This window comes from Marinobacter sp. EhC06, from assembly GCF_001650915.1.
In the GTDB taxonomy this organism is placed as follows: Bacteria; Pseudomonadota; Gammaproteobacteria; order Pseudomonadales; family Oleiphilaceae; genus Marinobacter.
In genome coordinates, this window is record NZ_LXYO01000012.1 from 246,211 (window position 1) to 270,136 (window position 23,926).

Annotated in this window: 17 protein-coding genes; 7 read left to right on the forward strand and 10 right to left on the reverse strand. The window is 59.2% G+C overall.

Annotated elements, in window-relative coordinates; genetic code table 11:
• Positions 1-2: 2 nt before the first annotated feature.
• On the reverse strand, positions 3-653 hold the full coding sequence (alkB, locus tag A8B84_RS07500) for a DNA oxidative demethylase AlkB (protein ID WP_064227331.1): 651 nt from the start codon (positions 651-653) through the stop codon (positions 3-5).
• A gap of 114 nt (positions 654-767) precedes the next feature.
• On the opposite strand from alkB, the gene A8B84_RS07505 reads away from it, so the two are divergent.
• Together A8B84_RS07505 and djlA are read left to right on the forward strand one after the other, a co-directional pair.
• Entirely contained in the window at positions 768-3,593 is a 2,826-nt protein-coding gene (locus tag A8B84_RS07505) for an HD domain-containing phosphohydrolase (RefSeq protein WP_064227330.1), read from the forward strand.
• A 49-nt stretch (positions 3,594-3,642) separates the two neighbouring features.
• Positions 3,643-4,422 (forward strand): co-chaperone DjlA, encoded by a 780-nt coding sequence (gene djlA / locus A8B84_RS07510; protein WP_064227329.1) that lies wholly within the window; start codon positions 3,643-3,645, stop codon positions 4,420-4,422.
• A gap of 20 nt (positions 4,423-4,442) precedes the next feature.
• Here the strand turns inward: djlA and A8B84_RS07515 are convergent, their stop codons facing one another.
• Positions 4,443-5,051 (reverse strand): methyltransferase family protein, encoded by a 609-nt coding sequence (locus A8B84_RS07515; RefSeq protein WP_064227328.1) that lies wholly within the window; start codon positions 5,049-5,051, stop codon positions 4,443-4,445.
• A gap of 161 nt (positions 5,052-5,212) precedes the next feature.
• Here A8B84_RS07515 and A8B84_RS07520 point away from each other — a divergent pair, with 161 nt between their 5' ends.
• Together A8B84_RS07520 and A8B84_RS07525 are read left to right on the forward strand one after the other, a co-directional pair.
• Positions 5,213-6,718 (forward strand): amidase, encoded by a 1,506-nt coding sequence (locus A8B84_RS07520; RefSeq protein WP_064227327.1) that lies wholly within the window; start codon positions 5,213-5,215, stop codon positions 6,716-6,718.
• Positions 6,719-6,845: 127 nt separating this feature from the next.
• The gene (locus A8B84_RS07525; protein ID WP_064227326.1) at positions 6,846-8,702 is read left to right on the forward strand and encodes a GGDEF domain-containing protein; all 1,857 of its coding nucleotides are present in this window, start codon (positions 6,846-6,848) and stop codon (positions 8,700-8,702) included.
• Here the strand turns inward: A8B84_RS07525 and A8B84_RS07530 are convergent.
• The 3 genes from A8B84_RS07530 to A8B84_RS07540 are packed head-to-tail and all read right to left on the reverse strand — an operon-like array spanning position 8,687 to position 13,607.
• The gene (locus tag A8B84_RS07530; RefSeq protein ID WP_064227510.1) at positions 8,687-9,430 is read right to left on the reverse strand and encodes a pseudouridine synthase; all 744 of its coding nucleotides are present in this window, start codon (positions 9,428-9,430) and stop codon (positions 8,687-8,689) included. The two genes, A8B84_RS07525 and A8B84_RS07530, sit on opposite strands and share 16 nt — an antisense overlap.
• 5 nt (positions 9,431-9,435) lie before the next feature.
• Positions 9,436-12,519: an efflux RND transporter permease subunit gene (locus tag A8B84_RS07535; protein ID WP_064227325.1), complete on the reverse strand. Its 3,084-nt coding sequence runs from the start codon at positions 12,517-12,519 to the stop codon at positions 9,436-9,438.
• A gap of 5 nt (positions 12,520-12,524) precedes the next feature.
• Positions 12,525-13,607, reverse strand: a complete 1,083-nt coding sequence (locus tag A8B84_RS07540) for an efflux RND transporter periplasmic adaptor subunit (RefSeq protein ID WP_064227324.1) — start codon at positions 13,605-13,607, stop codon at positions 12,525-12,527.
• Positions 13,608-13,918: 311 nt separating this feature from the next.
• Between A8B84_RS07540 and ilvG the strand changes: the two genes are divergently transcribed.
• Together ilvG and A8B84_RS07550 are read left to right on the forward strand one after the other, a co-directional pair.
• Complete coding sequence (gene ilvG / locus A8B84_RS07545) at positions 13,919-15,619, forward strand: acetolactate synthase 2 catalytic subunit (protein ID WP_064227323.1); 1,701 nt, start codon at positions 13,919-13,921, stop codon at positions 15,617-15,619.
• Complete coding sequence (locus A8B84_RS07550) at positions 15,616-15,894, forward strand: ACT domain-containing protein (protein ID WP_064227322.1); 279 nt, start codon at positions 15,616-15,618, stop codon at positions 15,892-15,894. The genes ilvG and A8B84_RS07550 overlap by 4 nt, the downstream gene beginning before the upstream one ends.
• Before the next feature lie 492 nt (positions 15,895-16,386).
• Here A8B84_RS07550 and cynS read toward each other — a convergent pair whose 3' ends face one another.
• From cynS to A8B84_RS07570, 4 genes are read right to left on the reverse strand one after another with little or no spacing between them, the layout of a single operon-like run.
• Positions 16,387-16,830 carry a cyanase gene (cynS, locus tag A8B84_RS07555; protein ID WP_064227321.1) on the reverse strand — a complete coding sequence of 148 codons (444 nt, stop codon included), beginning with the start codon at positions 16,828-16,830 and terminating at the stop codon, positions 16,387-16,389.
• A 27-nt stretch (positions 16,831-16,857) separates the two neighbouring features.
• The gene (locus tag A8B84_RS07560; protein ID WP_062785271.1) at positions 16,858-17,766 is read right to left on the reverse strand and encodes an ABC transporter ATP-binding protein; all 909 of its coding nucleotides are present in this window, start codon (positions 17,764-17,766) and stop codon (positions 16,858-16,860) included.
• Positions 17,767-17,821: 55 nt separating this feature from the next.
• Positions 17,822-18,649 (reverse strand): nitrate ABC transporter permease, encoded by an 828-nt coding sequence (gene ntrB / locus A8B84_RS07565; protein WP_008170590.1) that lies wholly within the window; start codon positions 18,647-18,649, stop codon positions 17,822-17,824.
• A 2-nt stretch (positions 18,650-18,651) separates the two neighbouring features.
• Entirely contained in the window at positions 18,652-20,073 is a 1,422-nt protein-coding gene (locus A8B84_RS07570) for an ABC transporter substrate-binding protein (protein WP_064227320.1), read from the reverse strand.
• 313 nt (positions 20,074-20,386) lie between these two features.
• Here A8B84_RS07570 and A8B84_RS07575 point away from each other — a divergent pair, with 313 nt between their 5' ends.
• Complete coding sequence (locus A8B84_RS07575; RefSeq protein ID WP_064227319.1) at positions 20,387-22,303, forward strand: sigma 54-interacting transcriptional regulator; 1,917 nt, start codon at positions 20,387-20,389, stop codon at positions 22,301-22,303.
• Here A8B84_RS07575 and A8B84_RS07580 read toward each other — a convergent pair.
• On the reverse strand, positions 22,290-23,627 hold the full coding sequence (locus tag A8B84_RS07580) for a sodium-dependent transporter (RefSeq protein WP_064227318.1): 1,338 nt from the start codon (positions 23,625-23,627) through the stop codon (positions 22,290-22,292). The genes A8B84_RS07575 and A8B84_RS07580 overlap by 14 nt on opposite strands.
• Between the last annotated feature and the right edge of the window lie 299 nt (positions 23,628-23,926).

Consider the following 23,926-nt stretch of genomic DNA (forward strand, 5'->3'; position numbering starts at 1 on the left):
CCTTACCTGGCCCGCCGGAATGTCAGATTGTAACGGTACCCGCCCGTCAGTGGGTGCTCTCCGGCCTTCAGGGTCAACACACCGTGATAACGCATCCGGGCAGGACCTCCCCAGACCACGACATCACCATGGCCGAGTGGCACCCGGACGGGGCGTTCGCTGCGTTTGAGGCCACCGAACTGAAAGACAATGGGCAAGCCCAGAGAAACCGACACTATGGGCTGGCTGAAATCTTCCTCATCCTTATCCTGATGCAGCCCCATTTTCGCCCCGGGCTGATAGCGGTTGATCAGGCAGGCATCCGGGTCGAATCCATCAAAACCCGCGGTTTCGGCGGCGCTTCTGGCAAGCTCACGGAAAACTTCAGGCATGAAAGGCCAGGCCCGTCCGGATTCCGGGTCTTCTTCCTGATACCGGTAACCCCGGCTGTCGGTGACCCAGCCCAGCTTCCCGCAACAGCTCATGGCGGCAGACATGGCATGACCGCCAGGGGTCCTCATATGCCTGAAAGGCGCTTCTGATGTGACCGTGCCAATGGCCTCCAGTAGCGGTTCGGCTTCGGCGAGCGCAAACTGACGCAGCACTACAGCGCCATCCATCAGATGCTCAACGGTCTGCTCTGGTGGCTGCTCGCCAAACAGGTCCTGAGTCATAACTACCGATTCCTCCTGAAAAAACGGAAAAAATGCCGGGCAGCGTCTAGTCTTTCACTAGGCAGGGCCATCACCCTGCTGTCTTACGCCAAACTACACCGGTAAGGATCATCCATGCATGGAAAACGCCAGTCTGCCCAGATTTCGCTGGCCCTCCTGATTGCATCGGCCATAACACTCGGCATGCTGGTTCTGACCATTGTGTTGATCGGCCAGAGTTTCCGGGGCATGGAGACAGCGAAGGTATCGGCGGCAGGTAGCACCGCCCGCCAACTGGCGATCAGTGTTGACGACCGGATACAGGCCATCACGGCGCCACCGTCCACCGCCCTTGCAGTGCTCAGCCACGACAGCGTCGCAGGTGCACAGACGCTGGCGCAACGTCTTGACCGGCTTCCGGTGCTGGCCGACATACTGAACAGCAGTGACATTGTCAGCGCCGTCTATGCCGGTTACCAGAACGGAGACTTTATTCTCCTGCGCAAGGTTCGCAGTTCCGGAACCCTCCAGTTTCCGGATGCCCCGGATGAAACCCGGTTTCTGCTCCAGACGATCACCCACGGAGGTGATGAAACACCGGGCCAATGGCGTTTCTTCAATGCCGACATGCAACTGATTGAACAAAGGCCGGTACCTGAATACAACTACGATCCGCGTACCCGACCCTGGTTCAATGCCGCCAAGACGTCAGATTCAACAGAGCTTTCCGCTCCCTACGCGTTCTTCACCACCCAGGAAACCGGGATCACGCTTTCCCGTCGCGCTTCGGAAGAGACCGGCGGGCCGGGAACGATTTTCGGTATTGACGTGACCGTGACCGACCTGAGCATCCAGCTGGCAGAGCTTCGCCAGACACCGAACACCCGGATTGCCATTGTGAACCAGGATCGGGAAGTTCTCGCGGATTCGGGGAACGCCAAAGAGCCCGGGCCTGCGATTTCCGGGGCCCTGGACCGGTTGGGCGACCACATGGAGGGCAGCTCTGTCACCCGATTCAGTGCCGACGGCAAAGACTGGTATGGAATGACCGAGCCCCTCGGCGCCCTGCAACAGGAAGGGCTCAGCATTGCCGTTGCGATTCCGTCGGACGAACTGCTGGCTGACGTCTGGGCGGCCCTTGCCAGGCAAACAGTGATCGCGGGACTCATTGCCCTGCTGCTTCTGGTGATCGGCTGGTTCCTGGGCCGTCGGGTGGGCCGTCCACTGGAGCACCTGACCGATCAGGTCAGCCGGCTGTCCCGTTTCCGATTTGATACACCGGTCAGATCCAACTCCAACATCCGTGAAGCGCGCCAACTCAGTGTGGCACTGGACGACATGGCGAAAACCATACGCAGCTTCCAGAGCATCGCCACAGTACTGAACCGGGGTCAGGACCTGAATCATCTGCTCCGGGACATTCTTGAGCAGATTATCCACATTGTTGGTCAGGAGCGTGGCGGCATCTACCTGTTCACGCGCCAGAAGAACCAACTCTCATTGGCCGTTAAGCAGAATCTTCAACTGCCAGACACCATCTCGAATGTGCAAGCGGAGTCCGACGATAACGACATCATTCGTTTGCTGCGACAGCATATCTCGGGGCACCCGGTATTTGCCGTTCTGCGCAACCGACGCAAACAGCTGATCGGCGTCCTGGCGATCGAGATGGAGGTGGGCGACCACACCCAGTTGAGTGACGACCTGATCGTCTTCGTGGACGAAATTGCCGGCTCTGCCGCCGTTGCCATCGAAACCCGGGAGCTCATCGAAAGCCAGCAGGCACTGCTCGAGGGCATCATCCGGCTGGTGGCCAATGCCATTGATGCCAAATCACCATATACCGGCGGCCACTGCGAGCGGGTGCCAAAGCTCGCCCAGATGCTGGTTGATGAAGCCATTGCCAGCAATGACCGGGCCTTTGACTCGTTCACCATGACCGAAGAACAGCTCCAGGAATTCCATCTGGCGGCCTGGCTCCACGACTGCGGCAAGATCACCAGCCCGGAGTACGTAGTGGACAAGGCGGTCAAGCTGGAAACCATCCACAACCGCATCCACGAGATCCGCACCCGGTTCGAGGTACTGCACCGGGATGCCGACATCCGGTACCTGAACCGCGTTCTGTCAGGCGAAGAGGAGGCACCCGCCGACCTGGAACGCCAGGCTACCCGGGCCCGCCTGCAGGAGGAATTCCGTTTGATTGCGACGGCCAACCAGGGCGGTGAGTTCATGGCGGAAGAAAGTATCGAGAAGATCCGCAGCATCGGCCAGCAAACCTGGTTACGACATTTCAGTGACCGTCTCGGCCTGTCGCCGGACGAGAAAAATGCCCTGCAGGATAGACCGGAGCCGCCACTACCGGTTACAGAACAGCTGCTTGCCGACAAACCGGAACATCTGAGGCCCTGGGGCGACCACATTCCCCCGGTCCGAAAAGACGACCCCCGGAATCGCTGGGGCTTCGATATGGAGCTCCCGAAGTACGCCTACAACCGGGGCGAACTCCACAACCTCACGGTGGCCAAAGGTACGCTGACGGATGAGGAGCGCTTCAAGATCAACGAACACATAGTGCAGACAATCTGTATGCTGGACGCCCTGCCCTTGCCCGACCGGCTGGCCAATGTCCCGAAACTGGCGGGCACCCATCACGAGCGCATGGACGGCCACGGCTATCCCTGTGGCCTGACGGCAGCGGAAATGGGCATACCCGAACGCATCATGGCGGTTGCTGATGTGTTCGAGGCACTGACCGCCGTAGACCGCCCTTATAAAGAGGGCAAAACCCTCACCGAATCCCTCACCATCATGGCCCGCATGGTTGAAGACGGGCACATCGACCGGGCAGTATTCGAACTGTTCATTCGCTCAGGCACCTACAAGCGGTATGCCAACCAGCACCTGCAGCCCGGTCAGATTGACGAGGTCGATGAAAGCCTGTTCATGAAGCCGGACTGAAAAACACGTATATTCTATGGGCTGATTCATTCCTGTTAAGGACTCATTAATGCTGTTTGCAATCATAATTGGCGGCCTGATTGGCTACGCCTTTGGCAAATTCCCGGGCTTTCTGATAGGTGCGGCTATTGGCGCCTTTTTGTTGAACCTTCTCAAGCGCCGCCTGATTGGCAAGCTCCAGAGCATCCAGTCCGGCTTTATTGAGTCGGTCTTTGCGGTAATGGGCGCCCTGTGCAAGGCAGACGGCGTCATTTCCAGGGATGAAATTCAGATGGCCGAAGCCATGTTCGTGCGCTTCCGCCTGAATGAAGACCAGAAAGCCAAGGCCAAAGCCGCCTTCAACCGAGGGAAAGAACCGGAGTTCGACCTGGATGCCGAGCTTAACCGGTTCCTCCAGGCCAGCGGACGCCAACCCGCGTTTCTCCAGATGTTCCTGCAGGTTCAGGTATCGGCCGTGGCTGCGGATGGCAAAGTTCATCCGGCCGAACACGAAATGTTGGTGCGGATAGCCCGTGGGCTGGGACTGCCCGAGAGCCAGGTCGATCAGCTTGAAGCCATGCTTCGGGGCGCCCACACCCATCGGGCCGGCGCTGGCCAGCCATCGTCAGCGGATCAGATCAGCGATGCCTACAAGGTTCTCGGTGTGTCGCCGTCTGTCAGCGATGAGGAGCTCAAGAAGACCTATCGCAAGCTGATGAGCGAGAACCACCCGGATAAACTCGCCGGCCGGGGATTACCCGAAAGCATGCGGGAAATGGCGGAAGAGCGTACTCGCGAGATCAGTCATGCCTACGATGTGATCAAGGAAGCGCGAAAAAAATCCGCGTGACCTGGTTTTCTGCAATCGAGTCAGAACCAGCGGGGCACCCGCACCCGATAACGCTCGTAGTCCTCGCCAAATTTATCCGCCAGCGCCTTTTCCTCCTCCCGGGCCTGGCGGGTAATTACCAGCACACCGGCCACCAGGCACACCAGGGAGAACACGCTGGGCAGCGCCAGGAAAAAGCCGAGCTGTCCCGCCATCACAGCCAGGAACAATGGGTTCCGGGAGCGTCCAAAAGGGCCACTGGTCAGTAACTTGCGCTGGTCCTTGCGTGGGTCAATACCGGAGCGCCAGTCTTCGTGCATATAAGCCTGCAAATAGTTCACGGTTGTGAAAGATGCGATCAACAGCAGCATACCGGCCAGCAAAACCGGCCAGGCATATAGGGGACCGAACACGCCCAGCCAGGGATCTATATCCGCGAAAATCCGCACCACGCAGACGCCCAGAATGAGCGCGCGGAAGACATTAAAAATATGTCTATGCCACCAGGGCGCACTCCCCCGCTCACCATAATTGATGTGCGAAAAATGCATACGCTGATACAAGCCAAGGCTTCGGCCAGCAAACTGCAGACCGATCATCAGAAAGAAGATGCCGAGAAAGTGGCGCACGAGGGGTTCAATAAATTCCATCAGGTTCGCTTACAACGGGTTAAGGCCGACAGCTTATTATCTGAAAACGTCTGTGAAAAGAGCTCGCACCGGCGGCCGAACGCTCACCCTACCTAAAATGACATGTCATCACGTTTTCGAATGCATTAGAGTTATTGGGTCATTTTAAGGAGAATTCTGTTATGAGCGCCCCGGAAATCCCGCAGTCTTGCCATGTATTCTGCAACGACGCGCTCGGGCGTGATGACGCAACAACACTGTCCGAAAAAATCCGCAGACGGGAACTATCGATAACCGAACTCACCCGCGCCGCCATTGTCCGGGCACAGGCTGCCCAGCCGCTGATCCATGGCGTGGCCTCGGCGAACTACGACCAGGCCATCCAAACTGCCTCAAAGCTCGATGCAGCGACACAGGCGGGCTCCCAGCCGCTGTTCCAGGGCGTGCCGACTTTTATCAAAGACAACACCAACGTGGCAGGACTGGCCACGCGCCAGGGCTCTCTGGCAGTACCTGAAGCACCTGCTTCCGATACCAGTCCATTTGCCCGACAACTGCTTGCCCAGGGTTTCCTGTGCCTTGGTAAAAGCACCCTTCCGGAATTCGGTTTCAACGCCACTACCGAGCCCGCCCATGGGCCGGCTACACGGAACCCCTGGAACCTGGCCTATTCCTCCGGTGCCTCTTCGGGCGGTTCAGCGGCCCTGGTGGCAGCCGGCGTGGTGCCCATCGCCCATGCCAATGACGGCGGCGGCTCCATCCGAATTCCGGCCGCTTGCTGCGGTTTGGTAGGCCTGAAACCCACACGAGGACGGTTGATAGACAACGAAGCTGCCGCTTCCCTGCCCATCAACATTATCAGCGAAGGCGTGGTGACCCGCTCGGTACGAGATACCGCCAACTTTCTCGATCAGGCCGAGGCCTATTACCGGAATCCAAAGCTGCCGCCGGTCGGCAAGATCGAGGGCCCATCGGGGCGCGCCCTGAAAATCGGGCTGGTGCTGGACTCCATCAATGGCCACAAAACCGATGACATCACTCGCCAGACTGTCGAAGAAACCGCTCTCAGACTGGAAAAACTGGGGCACTACATTGAGCCTGTTCCCGTTCCGGTGCACAGCGCTTTCCCCGATGATTTCGCCCTCTACTGGGCACTGCTTGCCTTCGGTATCAGGGCCAACGGCAAGAAACTGCTCCACCCGGATTTCGACAAGCAAAACACCGACGGCCTGACCAACGGCCTGGACAAGATGTTCCGGCGGCAGTTCTGGCGCCTGCCTGCCGCGCTCTGGCGGCTCAAACGCTCATGGCACGACTACGCCCACGCTATGGCCGGCTTCGATGCGGTGCTCACACCGGTACTTGGCCATACCACACCTACCCTTGGCCACCTCAGTCCCGACGTACCCTTCGAGACCCTGTTCGAGCGGCTGCGCCACTATGTCAGTTTCACCCCACTGGCCAACGCCACTGGCGCACCGGCAATCTCCTTACCCATGGGGCACACGCCTGATCAACTGCCAGTGTCCGTTCAGTTCATGGGGCGTCACGGGGGCGAACGCACGCTGTTGGATATCGCCTTCACCCTGGAAGCCGATCATCCCTGGCCCCTGCTTTGCGATTTCAGCAGAAACAGTCTCAGTAGTGGAGAGTCGAAGACCAGGGACTCACTGGCCAATACCGTTTGAAGTTGGACACTTATAAAAACAGATGCCATATTCTTTAGGAAGCTCAGGGATCGCCTGAACTTTCCACCGAACCGAGACCCAGGGCCGTTCGTATTTCAAGTAAAGGGACAACACATTGAGCCCGGCCATGCGTGACAGTGAAGTCCTTGTGACCCATCACAAGGCACTGATGGAGCTGAGCCACAATATCAGCTTTATCGAGATGCCCCGCCCCCGGAAGCTGGCAGCTCTCATGGAGCTGTGCACCCGGCTATTGGGCTTAAAACGTGCGAGTGTCTGGCTGTTCCCCCCGGAACGGGATCGGATTACTTGCGAATGGCTGCACGACAAAGAACAGCCCGACCGCAACAGTTGCGTGTCGCCGAGTGGCGCAGAATTCAATCTGTTTCGCTCGGACCACCCCGAATACTTCCGGGCCATCACGGAAGAACGGGTTATTGCCGTGGACGATGCCCGCAATGATATCCGAACCCGTTCATTCGACGTTGGCTACCTGTCTGTTCAGAACATCTACTCCATGCTGGATGCGCCGATTTTTGACGGCGAACAACTCAGCGGTGTTGTCTGCCTGGAGTCAGATGTCCGCCGGGACTGGTCGGTCCCGGATATCTCACTGGCAGCTGCCATCGCTGATACCATAAGCCTGATGAACACCCATGAGGCGTGGCTGAGATCCAAGCGGGCCCTGGAATACGTCAGCCGTTACGATTCCCTCACTGGCCTCGCCAACATCGATTCCCTTCGTGACCGGCTGGGTCATCTGGTACGCAAGATCAAACAGCGGGGCACGGGCAGCCTGGCGCTGCTCTGGATTGATGTTGACCGCCTGAAAACCATCAATGACGGCCTCGGCCCCCAAGCCGGCGATCAGGTCATTGCCGACATCGGCCAGCGGCTTAAAGAGATACAGTTGGCAGGCAAGGACTTTCTGGCCCGGATTGGAGGGGACGAATTTGCTCTGGTTATCCGAAACTACACCCTGCCCGGCTTCCTTGATGAAGTAACCCGGGAAATCCAGAACCGGATCCGCCAGCCGATCCGGGTATCCGACCAGGACCTGAATGTCAGTGCCAGTATGGGCATCTGCCACTTCCCCGGTGACTGTCATGAACCCGAGGAACTTCTTCGGGGTGCCGAAGCCGCCATGTACCATGCCAAAAGGCAGGGCCGGGACCGTTCTACCCTGTTCGACTCGGAAATCCAGATGACAGCGCGCTCCCGATTTGCGCTGGAAAACGAACTGCGGGAAACCCTCAAAACCAATGGTCTGGATGTCTTCTACCAGCCGATCATGGACCGCACGGCAACACAGCTGGAAAGCGCAGAGGCGCTGGTTCGCTGGCACCACCCGCAGCGTGGCTGGCTATCACCGATTGAATTTCTGGACGTGGCGCGCAGCGCGGGGCTCATGTATGAGCTGGGCGCCTGCGTACTCAAAAACGTCTGCGCTCACTGGCGCGACGCAAGAGACCGCAACATTCCATTACCCACCATATCCGTCAATCTCTCAGCCGAGCAGGTATTGGTTCCCGAATTACCGGAGCTGGTCAAGGAGATCTGCAACAACCAGGATATGCCGGTCAGTGCCCTGCAGTTCGAAGTGACGGAAGACTCGATCCAGGGGGATTTCAGTGTGATCGGTCGGGTTCTGGAGCAACTGGTGGAGGCTGGCGCCGAGCTTGCCATTGATGATTTCGGCACCGGGTACTCATCGCTGTCGCGGCTAAAGAGCCTGCCTTTCTCCCGGATCAAGATCGACCGCTCGTTTATCAACAACCTGCCAGACGACGAAAACGATTGCGCCATTACCCTGTCGATCATTGGTCTCGCAAGGGGGCTTGGCTTGTCGGTGGTCGCCGAAGGTGTTGAAAGCGAAGCCCATGAAGCCTGGCTGTTTGAAAAAGGCTGTGACTACCTTCAGGGCTACCGCTATAGCAAACCACTCCCCTACTCAGAGTTGATCAGCCGCTATTTTTCGGGCTGATTCTGAACGTCAAAATCGGAAAATATCGATAACACTTCAAGGAAGCTTTCCTCCGGTGGGGCACTAATCGTAAGTGGCTCACCGGAAGCGGGATGACGAAAAGCCATACCTGTCGCCGCCAGCATCAAACGGCCCTGGCCGAAACGTTCGGCAAAATAACGGTTGTGTCGACCCCGGCCGTGATTGGCATCGCCAATAATCGGGTGGTTGATATGCTTCATGTGCCTCCGTAACTGATGCTTCCGCCCCGTTTTCGGGCACAATTCGACAATCGCATAGCGACTGGTCGGATATTTCTCGATCTCTACCGGTATCTCGGTGGTCGCCAGCGTGCGGTAATGAGTGAGGGCGTCACGCACTGGCTGCTCCACCCCTTTCAACCGTCGATCCTCTGGCTCTTCCCTCAGGGCATAATCAATCTCTCCCTGCTCCGGCGGCCAGCCACGCACCATGGCCAGGTAGGTTTTTGCTACCTCGCCGGCCATCATCGCCATACCCAGCGTGCGGGCCGTGTCGCTGTCCCTGGCAAACACCAGGATGCCGGACGTGGGTCGGTCCAGACGATGTACCGGGTAGACATGCCGGCCGTCATTGAGCCCCCGGGCATATTGCAGGGCAAATTCGGTTTCATGCCTGTCGATGGGACTTCGATGCACCAGCAGCCCGGCTGGTTTGTGGACAATCAGAAGGTGGTCATCCCGGTAAAGAACACTCAGTGGATTCTTCATGAAATTCACGCGCTTCTGAACCTCGCGGCCAGCCTCCCGAAGGCCTGGCCGGCTCGGTTGCCCAGAACCAGCAGTGACGGCGTAAGCAACAGCGTCAGTACAGTAGCAAACGCCAGCCCGCCTGCAATGGCACTGGAAAGCTGGGTCCACCATTGGGTTGAGGGAGCGCCCAGGCCCAGCGACGGCGTCAACAGGTCAACATTGACGCCGAGAACCATGGGCATCAAACCCAGCACGGTGGTGATGGCCGTCAGCAGCACCGGCCGCAGACGAAGGCAACCGGTTTCCAGGGCGGCCTCGTAGGCCTCCATGCCGTCCTTGCGCATCTGGTTGTAGGTATCGATCAGAATGATGTTGTTGTTCACCACAATGCCCGCCAGGGCAATCGTGCCCATTCCCACCATCACAATGCCAAAGGACTGACCGTTTACCAGCAGGCCCAGCAGGACCCCGGCAGTGGAGAGCACAATCGCCGAGAGAATCAGGAAGGTCTGGTACAGCGAATTGAACTGGGTCACCAGTATCAGCAGCATCAGCCCGATAGCCACCAGAAAGGCCGTGGCAAGGAAGTTGGAGGCCTGCTGCTGATCCTCGTTCTCGCCGGCAAACTTCACCGAAATACCCTCCGGTGGTTCTGGCATCTCCGCCTGAAGGGCCCGCAGCAGCTCATCCACACGGCGCCCCTGGGCCAGATCGGATTTGATGGTCACCGTACGCTGGCCATCCACCCGAACAATGCTGTTGGTCTTGTCACCAGGCCGCAGATCAACAAACTCCGAGAGCGGCACCTGGCCCCGGGAGGTATGAATGGTCTGGCGCTGAAGATGATCCAGTTCCCGCCATTTGTTGGGCACCCGCACCACAATGTCCACTTCATCCCGCACGTCTTCCGGGCGATAGGTCGCCAGTTTCAAACCGTTGGTCACCAGACGAACGGCACTGCCGATGCCAAGCACATCGGTACCAAAGCGGGCGGCGGCTTCCCGGTCAACCTGCAGTCGCCACTCGATACCGGGCAGGCTGCGGTCGTCTTCGATGTCCACGAAGCCACCGAGCTCCCGCATGCGATCTTTGATTTCGTCCACGTAGCCATTGAGACTGTTCGCCTCCCGGCTGCTCACCTGCAGCTCGATTGGCTTGCCTTCTGCGGGCCCACCCTCCTGCTTGCGGAATTCCAGTTCAATGCCAGGAATATCAGAGGTCATTCCTCGGAAGTCCTCCAGAATCGCGCTGGCCGGACGCCGGGTGAACCAGTCGGTAAACTGGAACTGCAGAACGCCGATCACATCCGGCGCCAGCTGCGAGCTGGTCTGGACCATCGAGCGGGCGTAAAGGGCCTTCACCTCGGGCATGCCGCGCAGGCGCTGCTCAACTTCTCGCACGATGGCATCTCGCTCCCACACCGATAGATCACCACGCGCTCTCACCTGCACCTGGGCGGAATCCGGCTCCACACTGGGGAAGAACTCCACCCCGTGATTAAAGCGGGCATAGGCCGCATAGATCACTGCGATCACACAGAGTACGCCGATCAACGTCAGCCCCGGTGACCTGAGCAGCATTGCCAGTACCCGCCGATAGCCCTTCATCAGGCGTCCCTGCAAGTGGCCCTGCCGCGCCCGGCGGCCGCCGCTGGTGCTTCCCAGCACCGGCAGGAACACCAGCGCCATCGCCAGGGAAGCAATCAGGCAGATGATGACCGTCAGCGGCAGGAATTTCATGAATTCCCCGACCACGCCTGGCCAGAACAACAACGGCACGAACACGGCCAAGGTGGTCGCGGTCGAAGCAATAATAGGCCAGGCCATGCGGCTGGCCGCCTCAGCCCAGGCATGCTTTACAGTCTGCCCTTCCGACAGGTTCCGGTCCGCCAGTTCCGACACCACAATGGCGCCATCCACCAGCATGCCGGCCACCAGGATCAGGCTGAACAGCACCACGATATTGAGCGTGAGCCCCATGCTCCAGATCACCAGGATCCCGGTCAGAAACGCGCCCGGAATGGTCAGCCCTACCATCACCGCAGAACGAGGTCCCATGGCGGCGATCACCACAATCAGAACGAGCACGATGGCAGTAAGCACATTGTTCAGCAGATCACTGAGGATATCGCGCACTTCCTCGGACTGATCCATGATGTAGCGGATTTCCAGAGAGTCCGGCAGCTCCGGTCTGGCCTGATCGATCAACTCACGAACCTGGGCAATGGTCTCGATGATGTTGGCACCCGAACGCTTGGACACTTCCAGCACCAGCGCCGGCTCGCCGTTGATACGGGCAAACCCGGCGGGGTCCTTGAAGGTGCGCTGGAGCATGGCCACATCGCCGAAGGTGACCACTGTGTCGCCGTCCACCTTGATCGGCATGGACATCACATCTTCGATAGTCTCGATCACGCCGGGCACTTTCAGGGCCATGCGGCCGTTGCCGGTATCCAGCGAGCCTGCAGCCACCAGCTGATTGTTGCGGGTTACCAGCGAAGCCAGCTGATCAAAATCAACGCCGTAGCTCTCCAGAACCTGGGGATCCACCACGATTTCCAGCAGGTCTTCCCGATCGCCGCCAATCTCCACCTCAAGGACTTCCGGAATGGACTCGATGGCATCCTGGAACCGGCGGGCGATGGTGATCAGCTCCCGCTCCGACAGTGGCCCGGACAGACCCACGGACAGCACCGGGAACAGGGACACGTTGATTTCGTTCACCCTGGGTTCATCCGCTTCCTGGGGCAGCTTGGTGCGGGCGGTATCCACTTTCTCCCGCACGTCCTGAAGCGCCTTGTCTGGATCAAACCCGGCATCGAACTCCAGCATCACCGAGGCATGCCCTTCTGAGGCCGTACCGCGCATTTCCTTGATACCCTCAAGCGAACGCAGCTCCTGCTCCATGGGCCGCACCAGCAGACGCTCGGCGTCCTCCGGGCTGATTCCGTCCAGGGTCATGGAGACATAGATCATCGGAATGGTGACGTCGGGGTTGGCTTCCTTGGGGATGGTCTGAAACGCGGCAATACCCCCGAGAATCAGGAACAGCAGGGTAAGCAAGGTAGTCCGGCTGCGGTCGATGGCGGCAAAGATCAGTGCGCGCATGCGGTCTAGCCCCTGTCTTCAGCGGCGTCGACCGGTACGACCTGCTCACCGGTGCTCACGAAACCACCGCCCCGGGTAATCAGGCGGATCTCATCCGGCAAGCCGGTCACCCAGGCGCCCTCAGTTGACACACTCAACAGCTTCACTTCCCCGAACTCGACGCGGTTTTCACCGTTCACGTATTTCACACCCGGGCGACCGTCATCACCGAGGGACAGGTAGGCGGGTGAGATAAACATCGCCTTTACCTCCGGCAATGCCACCCTGAGGCTGGCGCTGCCACCGGCCACCCGCATGCGATCCGGATTCTCCACCGCAATCTCCACCGCAAAACTCCGGGTTTCGGGCGATGCAGCGCTGGCCACAAAGGTCACCACGCCAGAAAGACGGCTACCATCCAGCAAATCCACACGAACGGCCTGGCCGGGCGCCACATCGCCCACCGATTGCTGGGGAATCTGCGCGGTAGCCTTCAGGCGATCCACCCTCACCAGCTGAAACAGAGGGGAACCCACCTGCACCAGATCGCCGGTATCCACCGATTTGCTGTTGATAATGCCGTCAAAAGGCGCCTCGGGAGTAAGGTGGCTGATGGCCTGTCGGGCACCGGTCAGCTCCGCTTCAGCGGCAGCAAGCTCGCTTTCCAGGCTCAAAATCTGGGATTCCGAGGCGAGGTTATTGGCGCGGAGCCGACGCGCAGCCACCAGGTCCGCTTCCAGTTTCCGAACCCGGGACTGCCAGCGCAACACCTCAGCACTCCGACCTTCATCGGATATCGTAAGCAGCTTCTGTCCCTGCCGGACTTGCTCACCCAGGCTCACAGCCAGAGATTCCACCCGACCGGACACCTGGGCACTCAGCATCACCGAACTCCAGGGCTCCAACTGGCCCTGCAGCATCAGACCCGGCTCATGCAGCCGTGCCGTCAGGGTTTCCACCTGCACAGTTGTAGGCTGGCCATCGCCGCTGTCCTGACGTTCCGGAGCCTCGTCACTGGCCACCTTCACCTCGCCAGTCGCCATCCAGATCACCAGCGCGATCACGATCAAAAGTGACAGCCCAAGAGAACCCCATTTTGCTTTCGTCATTGAATGCTCACTGTTCCTGAATCGGAGGTTGGCAGAGAAACCGGCAATTAACGGTTGCATCCGTATAAAAACGTGGGGTAGATTCTACACAGAATCTTTTTACGAATTCAGAGCAGACTGTCGATTTTATGAATCTCAACGCAGTGATTGTCCTTGTGAAGCTTGTCCTGGTGGTCGTGGTACCGTCCGGGGGCTTCTGCGTGGACAAGCGGGTGAGATAGCGACAAACCTGACAAGACACCAGAAACCCCCGGCACCGAAAGGTCCCGGGGGTTTCTTTTTTTACGGCAAAAGAAAAGGGAAAAACGACCATGAACGGCGCACAGCACATTCTTGAAGCGTTCCACCGCCACAACATCAGCACGGTTTTCGGGTATCCGGGTGGCTGCATCATGCCGCTATACGACGCGCTGGTGGACGATGTCGGCGTGGAGCATGTGCTGTGCCGCCATGAACAGGGCTGCGCCCTCGCGGCAGACGGCTACGCCCGGGCCAGTGGCGAGCTGGGCGTGTGCATTGCAACGTCCGGCCCCGGCGCTACTAACCTGATCACCGGCGTGGCCAATGCCCACCGGGACTCCATTCCCATGCTGGTCATCACCGGCCAGGTGCCGTCTGGCCTGATCGGCACCGACGCCTTCCAGGAAACCGACGTACTGGGCATGACCCTGGGCATCGTAAAACACAGCTACCTGATCGATGATGCCAACAGCCTGCCGACCATCATGGAAGAAGCGATCGAACTGGCCCAGAGCGGTCGCCCCGGGCCGGTCTGGATTGATATTCCCAAAGACCTGTTGCTGAGCGAAGCGGCCGATGCGCCCTTCCCCCGGCCAGAACCCCGTGAAACAGCTTCAACCGACCTGACGGACGCCCTGGCAATGCTGCGCGCAGCCCGCAAGCCCCTGCTCTACAGTGGCGGTGGCATCAGCCTGGCCCACGCCGAGGACAGCTTCCGGGCCTTTGCCGAATCCTCCGCCCTGCCCGCGGTTGTAACTCTGAAAGGCATCGGCAACCCCGGGAAACACAATCCCTACAACCTCGGCATGCTGGGCATGCACGGGTCCCGGGCTGCCAACAAGGCCGTCGACGAGTGCGACCTGCTGCTGGTCATCGGCGCCCGCCTGGATGATCGCGCCACCGGCAAACTGGATGGCTTTGCGCCCAACGCCAGGATGATTCACATCGATGCCGACGCAGCCGAAATCAACAAACTGCGCGACGCCGACCTGGCCATCCGCGGCGACCTGAACGACATATTGAAATCTCTGGCGGACGCGTTGCACGCCGAGCCGCTGGCCATCAAGGATTGGCAGAAACAGTGCCGCACCTGGTACACCACCGGTGGCTTCCATGCGGCCGACAACGATGACCCGATGGCCCCGATCACCGGCCCGGCCTTCATCCGCCAACTCTCCCGGATTGCCCCGGACGACACCGTGATCGCCTGCGACGTTGGTCAGCACCAGATGTGGGTAGCCCAGCACTACGACTTCGATCACCCGCGCCATCACCTGACCAGCGGCGGCCTCGGCACCATGGGCTTCGGCCTGCCAGCTGCCATCGGCGCCCAGTTTGCGGATCGCAACAGCACCGTCATCAACGTCACCGGCGATGGCTCTTTCATGATGAACGCTCAGGAACTGGCCACCATCCGCCGTTACAACCTGCCCGTAAAACTGATCGTCATGGACAACCAGTGCCTGGGCATGGTCCGCCAGCAGCAGGAGCTGTTCTACAACAACCGGGAAAGCCAGATAAACCTGGACGACAACCCCGACTTCGTTGCCATGGCCCGGGCCTTCGACATCCCGGCCCTGCACATCGAACGCACCGACCAGATCCGCCGCGGCATCGAAACCATCCTGGCCTATAACGGCCCGATGCTGCTGCACGTTGCCATCAGCCGTGAAGAGAACGTCTGGCCCATCGTAAAACCCGGCGCCAGCAACACAGACATGATCGACGAAACTTCCCGCACCGCCAAAGCCAGCAAGGAGCAAGTTGCATGAACCCGCAAAGCCAGCCATCAACGCCAAGCTACACCATCAACTGCCGCATGACCCACGAAGCCGCCGCCCTGGAGCGCTTGTGCCAGGTGGTCCGCATCCGCGGGTTCCGGATTGCCACCATGGCGGTGGAAACCGCCGGTGAGCATCTGGATATCGCGCTGACTCTGGAGGGCACACGGCCGATAGCCATGTTGCAGTCGCAGCTGGAGAAGCTTCATACGGTTGCCGAGGTTGCCCTTGGTTCGACCTCTGTGGCTCGGTCTCGTTCGGCCTAAACCTTGGAGATTGTCTTCGGTAGCCTGAGGTTTGGGAGTTAGGTCGCTCTGCAGCCTGAGGTTTGGCGGGCAGGTACGGGGGTGGGGGTATCTTTTCTTCGGGGAAAACAACTCGCTTCGCTCAGACATCTTTTCCCTGTCAGAAAAGATACCCCCACCCCCTACCGACGGGCAGAAAGGATATTTCTGGGAGGGAAAGGACCAAAAGGATGCGAATCCGGGAGTTTGTAGGTCGGATTAGCGAAGCGTAATCCGACAAAACCCGTTGGATTACGCCTGCGGCTAATCCAACCTACAAAAGCACAAAAATCTTTAAACCTGTGAACCCGCGTTGCACGTCGGCGCGGGGTGGTAGGTGGATTTTTCGCCGGAAAAAGATGTCTGAGCGAAGCGAGTTGCTTTTTCCAAGAAAAACTCCACCTGCCACCCCGCAGGCCCGCCCCTCAACCAACAGGCTACAAGGCCGGAAACTCCGAAGTTAAAGCCCTGAGATTACCAGGCTTTGTAAGGCAGAAACTTCCCGTTCATAGTCACGACCACACGGTCGCCCTTCGGATTCTCTTCCTTCTCGATGTCCATGGTGAAATCAATGGCACTCATGATGCCGTCACCAAACTTCTCATGGATGAGCTCTTTCATGGTATCGCCGTAGACACCCACCACTTCGTACAAACGGTAAATTAGCGGATCCTGCGGAACAGCACCGTCCCAGGCTTTTTTCGGGCAGACCTGCAGGGCTTCGGCTATCGGCTTGTCGAGGTCGAGGACTTCGCACAGGGCAAAGGCCTTGTCCTCTGTGAGGCTGTTCATCCCCAGGGCCGCTGAGGTGGTGAATACCGGGGACATGCCGATGGTTTCGGCGATGGATTCCCAGGTCATACCCTTGGAAACTTTGGCTTCCAGGATTTTTGCGGTCATCAGTTCTTTGTTCATCATGGCTGTTTCCTCTCTTCGGTTTTGACGTCAGGCATTCACCGCACGGGCGGCAGTTTCGGATTCGGTTTCAGATTCGTCAGACGCCGGCCCTGACTGGGCAACGCCTTTGGCGGGTTCCACGATTTTCGGGGTACCGTCTTTTTCCGGCAGGGCCGAGCCGCTGCGGTTGACCAGGAAGTCCACCAGGTAGTCCCGGGTCTTGTGATAGGCCGGGTTCTGGAAGATGGTGGCCCGGGCCCGCGGGTGCGGAATGTCCACTTTCACACTTTCGGCGATGCGGGCATTGGGGCCGTTGGACATCAGGAAAATGCGGTCGGACAACAGGATCGCTTCGTCGACATCGTGGGTGATCATGAACACGGTCTGGCGGGTTTCTTCCCAGATTTTCACCAGTTCGTCCTGAATCACGCCCCGGGTGAGCGCATCCAGAGCACCGAACGGTTCATCCAGCAGCAGGAGTTCCGGCTGGGTGGCGAAGGCACGGGCGATACTTACCCGCTGGCGCATACCGCCGGACAGCTGGGACGGCTTGCGGTTCAGGGCGTGGTCCAGGCCCACCATCTTCAGGTAGCGTTCGCTGTGCTCTTTCACCTTTTCCTTGGACCACTCCGGCCAGCGGGCGCGCACGGCGAAGACGATGTTATTCAGGGTGGTTTTCCAGGGCAGCAGGCTGTAGTTCTGGAACACCACGCCCCGCTCAAGGCCGGGACCTTTGATTTCCTTGCCATTCATCACCACGTTGCCGGCGCTGGCTTCGTCCAGGCCTGCCAACACGTTCAGGATGGTGGATTTGCCGCAACCGGAGTGGCCGATGATGCAGACAAACTCACCTTTCTCCAGGGCAAAGCGGATATCCTCGAAGACGGTCAGCTCGCCGCCCTGGCCGTCCGGATAGACTTTGGACAGGCCATCTACTTCCAGGAATGATTTACTCATAACAGGTCTCCATTCGGAGGGTTGAGGCCGGCACCGGAAACCGGTGCCGGACCGCTCATTCTTTGTATTCCACCAGTTTCTGGGCCTTGCCCAGGGCCAGGTCGAGCAGCATGCCCACTACCCCGATCATCAGGATGGAGAAGATCACGCTGGCCAGATCCAGGTTGTTCCACTCGTTCCACACGTAGTAGCCAATGCCGGTGCCGCCCACGAGCATCTCTGCGGCCACGATGACCAGCCAGGCAATGCCGATGGAAATGCGCATACCGGTCAGGATGGTGGGTGCGGCGGCCGGCAGGATCACCGTAATGGCGGTGCGCAGTGGGCCGAGTTCGTGGGTGCGGGCCACGTTTACCCAATCCTGCCTCACGTTTGCCACGCCAAAGGCGGTGTTCAGCAACATGGGCCAGATCGAGCAGATGAAGATCACGAAGATCGCCGACGCATCAGAGTCCTGGATGATGAACAGGGCCAGAGGCATCCAGGCCAGCGGCGAGATCGGCCGCAACACCTGGATGTACGGGTTCAGGGCCTTGTACATCAGCGGCGACATGCCGATCAGGAAGCCGACGGGCAGCGCAATGGCCATGGCCGCCAGGTAGCCGGTCAATACCCGATACACCGAATAGGCCAGCTGGATGCCGATACCCTTGTCGTTGGCGCCGGCGTCATAGAACGGATCGGACAACTCCGCCCAGGCCAGCTTGATCACCGCCGAGGGTGGCGGCACCCGGGATTCCTGCTCTACCCCACCCATCAGCATTTCGTATTCGGTCAGTCCTGTCTGGGCCTCCGGGGGCTGGGTTGCCATTTCCCAGAGCCCCAGGGCCAGAATCAGGAACGACACCGACAGCAGTGCTGCCCGGACGTTCAGGGAAGCCATGGTTACACCCTCCCGATGTCGAAGCTGCGTGCGTATTCTTCGGCACGATCAGAATCGAACGTCTTGCCCATGATGGTATGGGTCTTGTAAGTCTTGTCCGGAGCGGTGTAACCCAGTTCTTCCATGATCTTGCCGGTCTCGCTCGCCAGGTAGACCTGCTCGGCAATGCCTTTGTAGTCCACATCACCCTCGATATAACCCCAGCGCTTCATCTGGGTGAGGATCCACACGCCCATGGAGTGCCACGGGAACGGGTCGAAGTCGATGCGGTCCGGCACGTCTTTTACCTCTCCAAGGCCATCGGCGTAGTAGCCGGTCAGCACCTGCTGAATCACCGGTACCGGCTGGTTCAGGTAGTTCTTCGGTGCGATAGCTTCGGAGATTTCCTTACGGTTATCCGGATTGTTGGAGTACTGCGTCGCGTCGATGATGGCGCGCAACAGGGCGCCGTAGGTGTTCGGGTTCTGGGTCGCGAACTGCTTGCTGCAGGCAAAGGCGCAGCACGGGTGGCCTTCCCAGATGTCCTTGGTCAGCATGTGGATGAAGCCCACCTTCTCCCAAACAGCACGCTGGTTGAACGGATCCGGTGACAGGTAGCCATCCAGGTTACCGGCTCGGAGGTTGGCAACCATCTCGGGTGGCGGGACCACTCGGATCTGCACGTCCTTGTCCGGGTCGATACCGTTCTCGGCCAGGTAGTAGCGCAACAGGAAGTTGTGCATGGAGTACTCGAACGGCACACCAAACTTGAAGCCTTTCCACTGTTTAGGATCGCGCTTGTCCTTGTGGTCGACGTGCAGCACGATCGCCTGGCCGTTGATGTTCTCTACCGCCGGCATGATGAACGGTTCCGGTGTGGAGCCGGCGCCCATGGTCATGGCCAGGGGCATGGGGGTGAGCATGTGGGATGCGTCGTACTCGCCCGCCAGGGATTTGTCCCGGGCCACCGCCCAACCGGCGGTTTTGGTGACAGTCACATCCAGGCCATAACGCTCATAGAACCCCATGGGGTGAGCCATGATGATCGGCGTGGCACAGGTGATCGGTACAAAGCCAACGTTCAGCTTGGTCTTCTCAAGCTTGCCCAGGGATTCCTTTACCGCGGCCTTCGCTTTCTCCATCGGGAACACGCTGCCCAGAACGGCCGCTGCGGTTCCAGCGCCCATCATTTTCATGAATGCGCGCCGGCTGTGTTCGTTGTGACCAAACACCGAGCGCACTAACGCGCCTTCGATGGCGCGATCCATCATCGCTTCAGAATCCATATGCTCATCGGCTACGGCCTGCTGACCGGCAGAGGGTTTGAGATCGAGGGAAATGGACGGGGCGCTGTCGCCGGGTTTGCACTCCGGGCAGCCGCAGGTCTTGGCGTGAATCAGGGACTTGTCACCGTCAAACGGGTTTCCAAGGCTTTTCGTGGTCATGGCGCACTCTCCTGGGTTTGGGACCTAAATAACGGGTTATTTCTGCACTCTCACGGTGCAATAAAGGTGCGGCTCGGGCCCGAGGCTGAAAATGGTCGGGTCGGATCCGCGTTCTGGGAGAGGTATCGCAGGGTTTGTGCCAAGTCCGATTAATTTTTTAACCCATTGTTTTTAAAGCATTAGGCATGAGGAATCTGAAAACAGGAGGGCTACGACATTTCGTAATTCACGATTTTTCGTAGCCAAGACTGCGATTTTTCGTAGTTGGCACAGGGTTTGTTTCTTCCTTCGGGGACTGACTCAGGAAATCGCCATGAACAGCGAAGCCATCATTCACCCTGAAATCACCGGCAACTGGATTGACCACCTGCCAGAAGCGGCCCTGCTGGTAGACGCAGGCCGGGATCTGATTCTTTCGGCCAACAGTGCCATGGGCCGGATGATCGGCACCGACCGGCAATCCCTCGTCGGAACACCCTGCACCCATCTGTTCACGGACCAGCGGCCGCAACTGATTGCTTTCACCGAGGAAACTCTGTTTCGCAGCCATGGCTGGAGCCGGGATTTCTTCCTGCAGCACCGGGACGGTCATACCGTGGAACTGGAAATCTCCTCTTCCCGGGTCGGCGAAGCGGAATCCCAGAATGTGCTGTTGTTGCTCCGCGACCGGCGCCAGCTTCGCACCCTTCGGGAACGCCACGATGCCAACCACTACCATCGTGGCGGCCTGCTTGAATGGCGGCGGGTGGAAGAGCTGTTCAAGGACATGGAGCGGGAAAACCAGCTGATCCTGCATGCTGTCGGGGAAGGCATCTACGGGGTGGATGCCGAGGGGCGCGGCACCTTCGCAAACCCCGCCGCCGAGCGCATGCTGGGATGGCGAATTGACGAGCTTATGGGTCGGGTTCTGCACCGCGTGGTGCACCACTCCCATGCCGATGGCAGCCTGTACCCCCTGAAGGACTGCCCGATATACGCCGCCTTCCGCGATGCCAGCGTAAAGCGCGTGGGCGAAGATTGGTTCTGGCGCAAGGACGGCAGCGGCTTCCCTGTGGAATACACCAGCACACCGATCCTGGACAACGGGCATCCGGTGGGTGCGGTGGTAGTGTTCCGGGATATCTCCGCCCGCCAGGAAGCCCAGAAAGAGCTGCAGAAAGCGCTGGAGGAAGTGGAGACCCTCAAACACCGGTTGGAGATGGAAAACGCCTATCTGCAGGAAGAACTCAGCGCCGAGTACCACTTCCACGAAATTTTCGGCCAGAGCGAGGCCATCAAAGCCATCGTGCGCCGGATCGGTATGGTGGCGCCCACGGATGCCAACGTGCTGATCACCGGTGAATCCGGCACAGGCAAGGAGCTGATTGCCCGTGCCATCCACCAGTCCAGCAGCCGACGGGACCGGCCCCTGATTCGGGTGAACTGTGCGGCCATCCCCAAGGATCTGTTCGAGAGCGAGTTCTTCGGCCACATCAAGGGTGCCTTCACCGGCGCCGTCAGCGACCGCGTGGGCCGGTTTGAACTGGCCGACGGCGGCACCCTGTTCCTGGACGAAGTGGGCGAAATCCCACTAGAACTTCAGGGCAAACTACTCCGGGTGCTGCAGGACCAACAATTCGAGCGTGTGGGCGAGAACAACACCAGGGCGGTGGATGTTCGGGTAATCGCGGCCACCAACCGCGACCTGAAAGCGGAAGTTCAGGAAAAAACCTTCCGGGAGGACCTCTACTTCCGCCTGAACGTCTTCCCCATCGAATCCGTGCCCTTGCGCCGGCGGTTGGAAGACATCCCCATACTCGCCCAGGAATTTCTGAACCGGGCCTGCCAGAAGTTCAACCGGCCCCTGCTGGCCCTGAAAGAACGCGACGTCGAAACCCTGAAAGCCTATCACTGGCCCGGCAACGTGCGGGAGCTGGAGAACGTGATCGAGCGACAGGTAATCACGTCAGACGGCCGGCTGGATCTGGACCTGCCGGGGCCGGAATCCGCAGCCCGGACCAACACGGCAGAAGCTCCGCCTGCGAGACACTACAGCGGCGAATTGATGACGGAGCAGGAGTTGCGGGAACTGGAGAAACAGAACCTGGCCCGGGCCCTCACCATGAGCAGTGGCCGGGTCTTCGGCGATGACGGCGCGGCGGCCATGCTGGGCATCAAACCGACCACCCTGACCTCCCGCCTGAAGAAGCTGAAGATCGACGCCAGGGAGTTCCAGGTCAGGCCGGAGTAATGCCCACCTGGTTCAGGGCATAGGTCACCACAATCCAGATCAGCATCACCAACGGCAGGTAGCGACCAACCAGGTACATACGCCACTCCCACCAGCGGCTCTGGGTGCCCAGCACCGTCCGTATCTTCTCGGGCGGAATAAACCAGCAGAACATGGCGGCCCCCAACACCCCGGAGAAGATGATCACATTACCGCCGGCCACCCGGTCGATCACATCCAGCACCGGCTCCCCGGCAATGTTCCACTCCAGCGGCGTGAAACTCAGTGCCGATGCCGTGCCCAGCACCAGCATCACCAGGGTAACAAGACTGACGGCCTTGCCATTGCTCAGCCGGAACTCCTCCGCTACCGCCGCAATCATCACCTTCAGTCCAGCCAGGCTGGAACTGAACGCCGCCATGAAAAACAGGCTGAAAAACAGCGTACCCACCCAATAGCCGCCAGCCATATCCTCAAACACCCGCGGCATGGTTACAAACGCCAGCTGACTGCCCTCCGTCGGCTCCATACCCAGGCTGAACACAAACGGAAAGATCATCCAGCCCGCCAGCAGCGCCACACTGGTCTCGGTACCTGCAACAATCAAACAGGCCCGGGGCACGTGGGTCTGCCGGGGAATAAAGCTGCCGTAGGTCACCAGGTAGCCCTGGCCAATCGCCAGAGAATAGAACGCCTGGCCGAAGGCAAACGCCCAAAGCTTGCCGTCCGTGAGGCGACTCCAGTCCACCTGGAAAAAGAAATCCTTGGTCTGCTCCCAGCCGGATGTGCGACTGGCCAGAATCACCAGCCCGATCATCACAACGATCAACACCGGCATCAGAATCTTCGACATCAGCTCGATGGCCGTCACATCCTTGGCGAGAATGATCGCCCCCAGCACAGTCACGGCGAAGAAATACCAGAGCGAGTCATACCCGGCGGTAAAATCCCCGAATACCCGGAGGTTGTCTGTTGCGGCATCCACCGCATAACCCAGGGTCCAGCCGGTAATCACCAGGTAATAGCTGGTAATGGCCATGGTGATGAGCACCACAAACCACCCGTAAACCACCCCGAAGCGGTTCACCTGCCGGTAGGTCTGAACCGTACTGCCCTTGGAAAGACGCCCGGCCGACACTTCCAGAATCATGATGGGCAAAACCACCACAATCAGCGCCAGCAGATAAGCCACCACAAAAGCGCCACCACCGTTCTCCCCCACCATGTACGGAAACCGCCACAGGTTCCCGAGCCCCACAGCCGCTGCGGCCATCGAAGCAACAAATGCAGGCTCGGAACTCCACTGCTTGCGGGATTCCTCAATAAACTCGTGGCGCTTTCGCACGGGGGTTCTTTCTCCAATGCCGGGGAATTTCAATGCATTGAAGGCTAGCAAATCATCGAGTTGGTCGCATGACTGATATCAAGTCAGGCTTTCTGGGATGGTGACACTTCTGACTTGGGGGATGGCCGGCAGTGGGGGTACCTTTTCTTCTGGGAAAAACAACTCGCTTCGCTCAGACATTTTTTCCCGCCAGAAAAGGTACCCCCACCACCGTCCTTCGGACTAAGGGATTGGGTTCTCTGAAGAGAGAAAAGCGAATTTGTATTTCGCGATACCTCATGGGTATCTCGGCGCGGGGT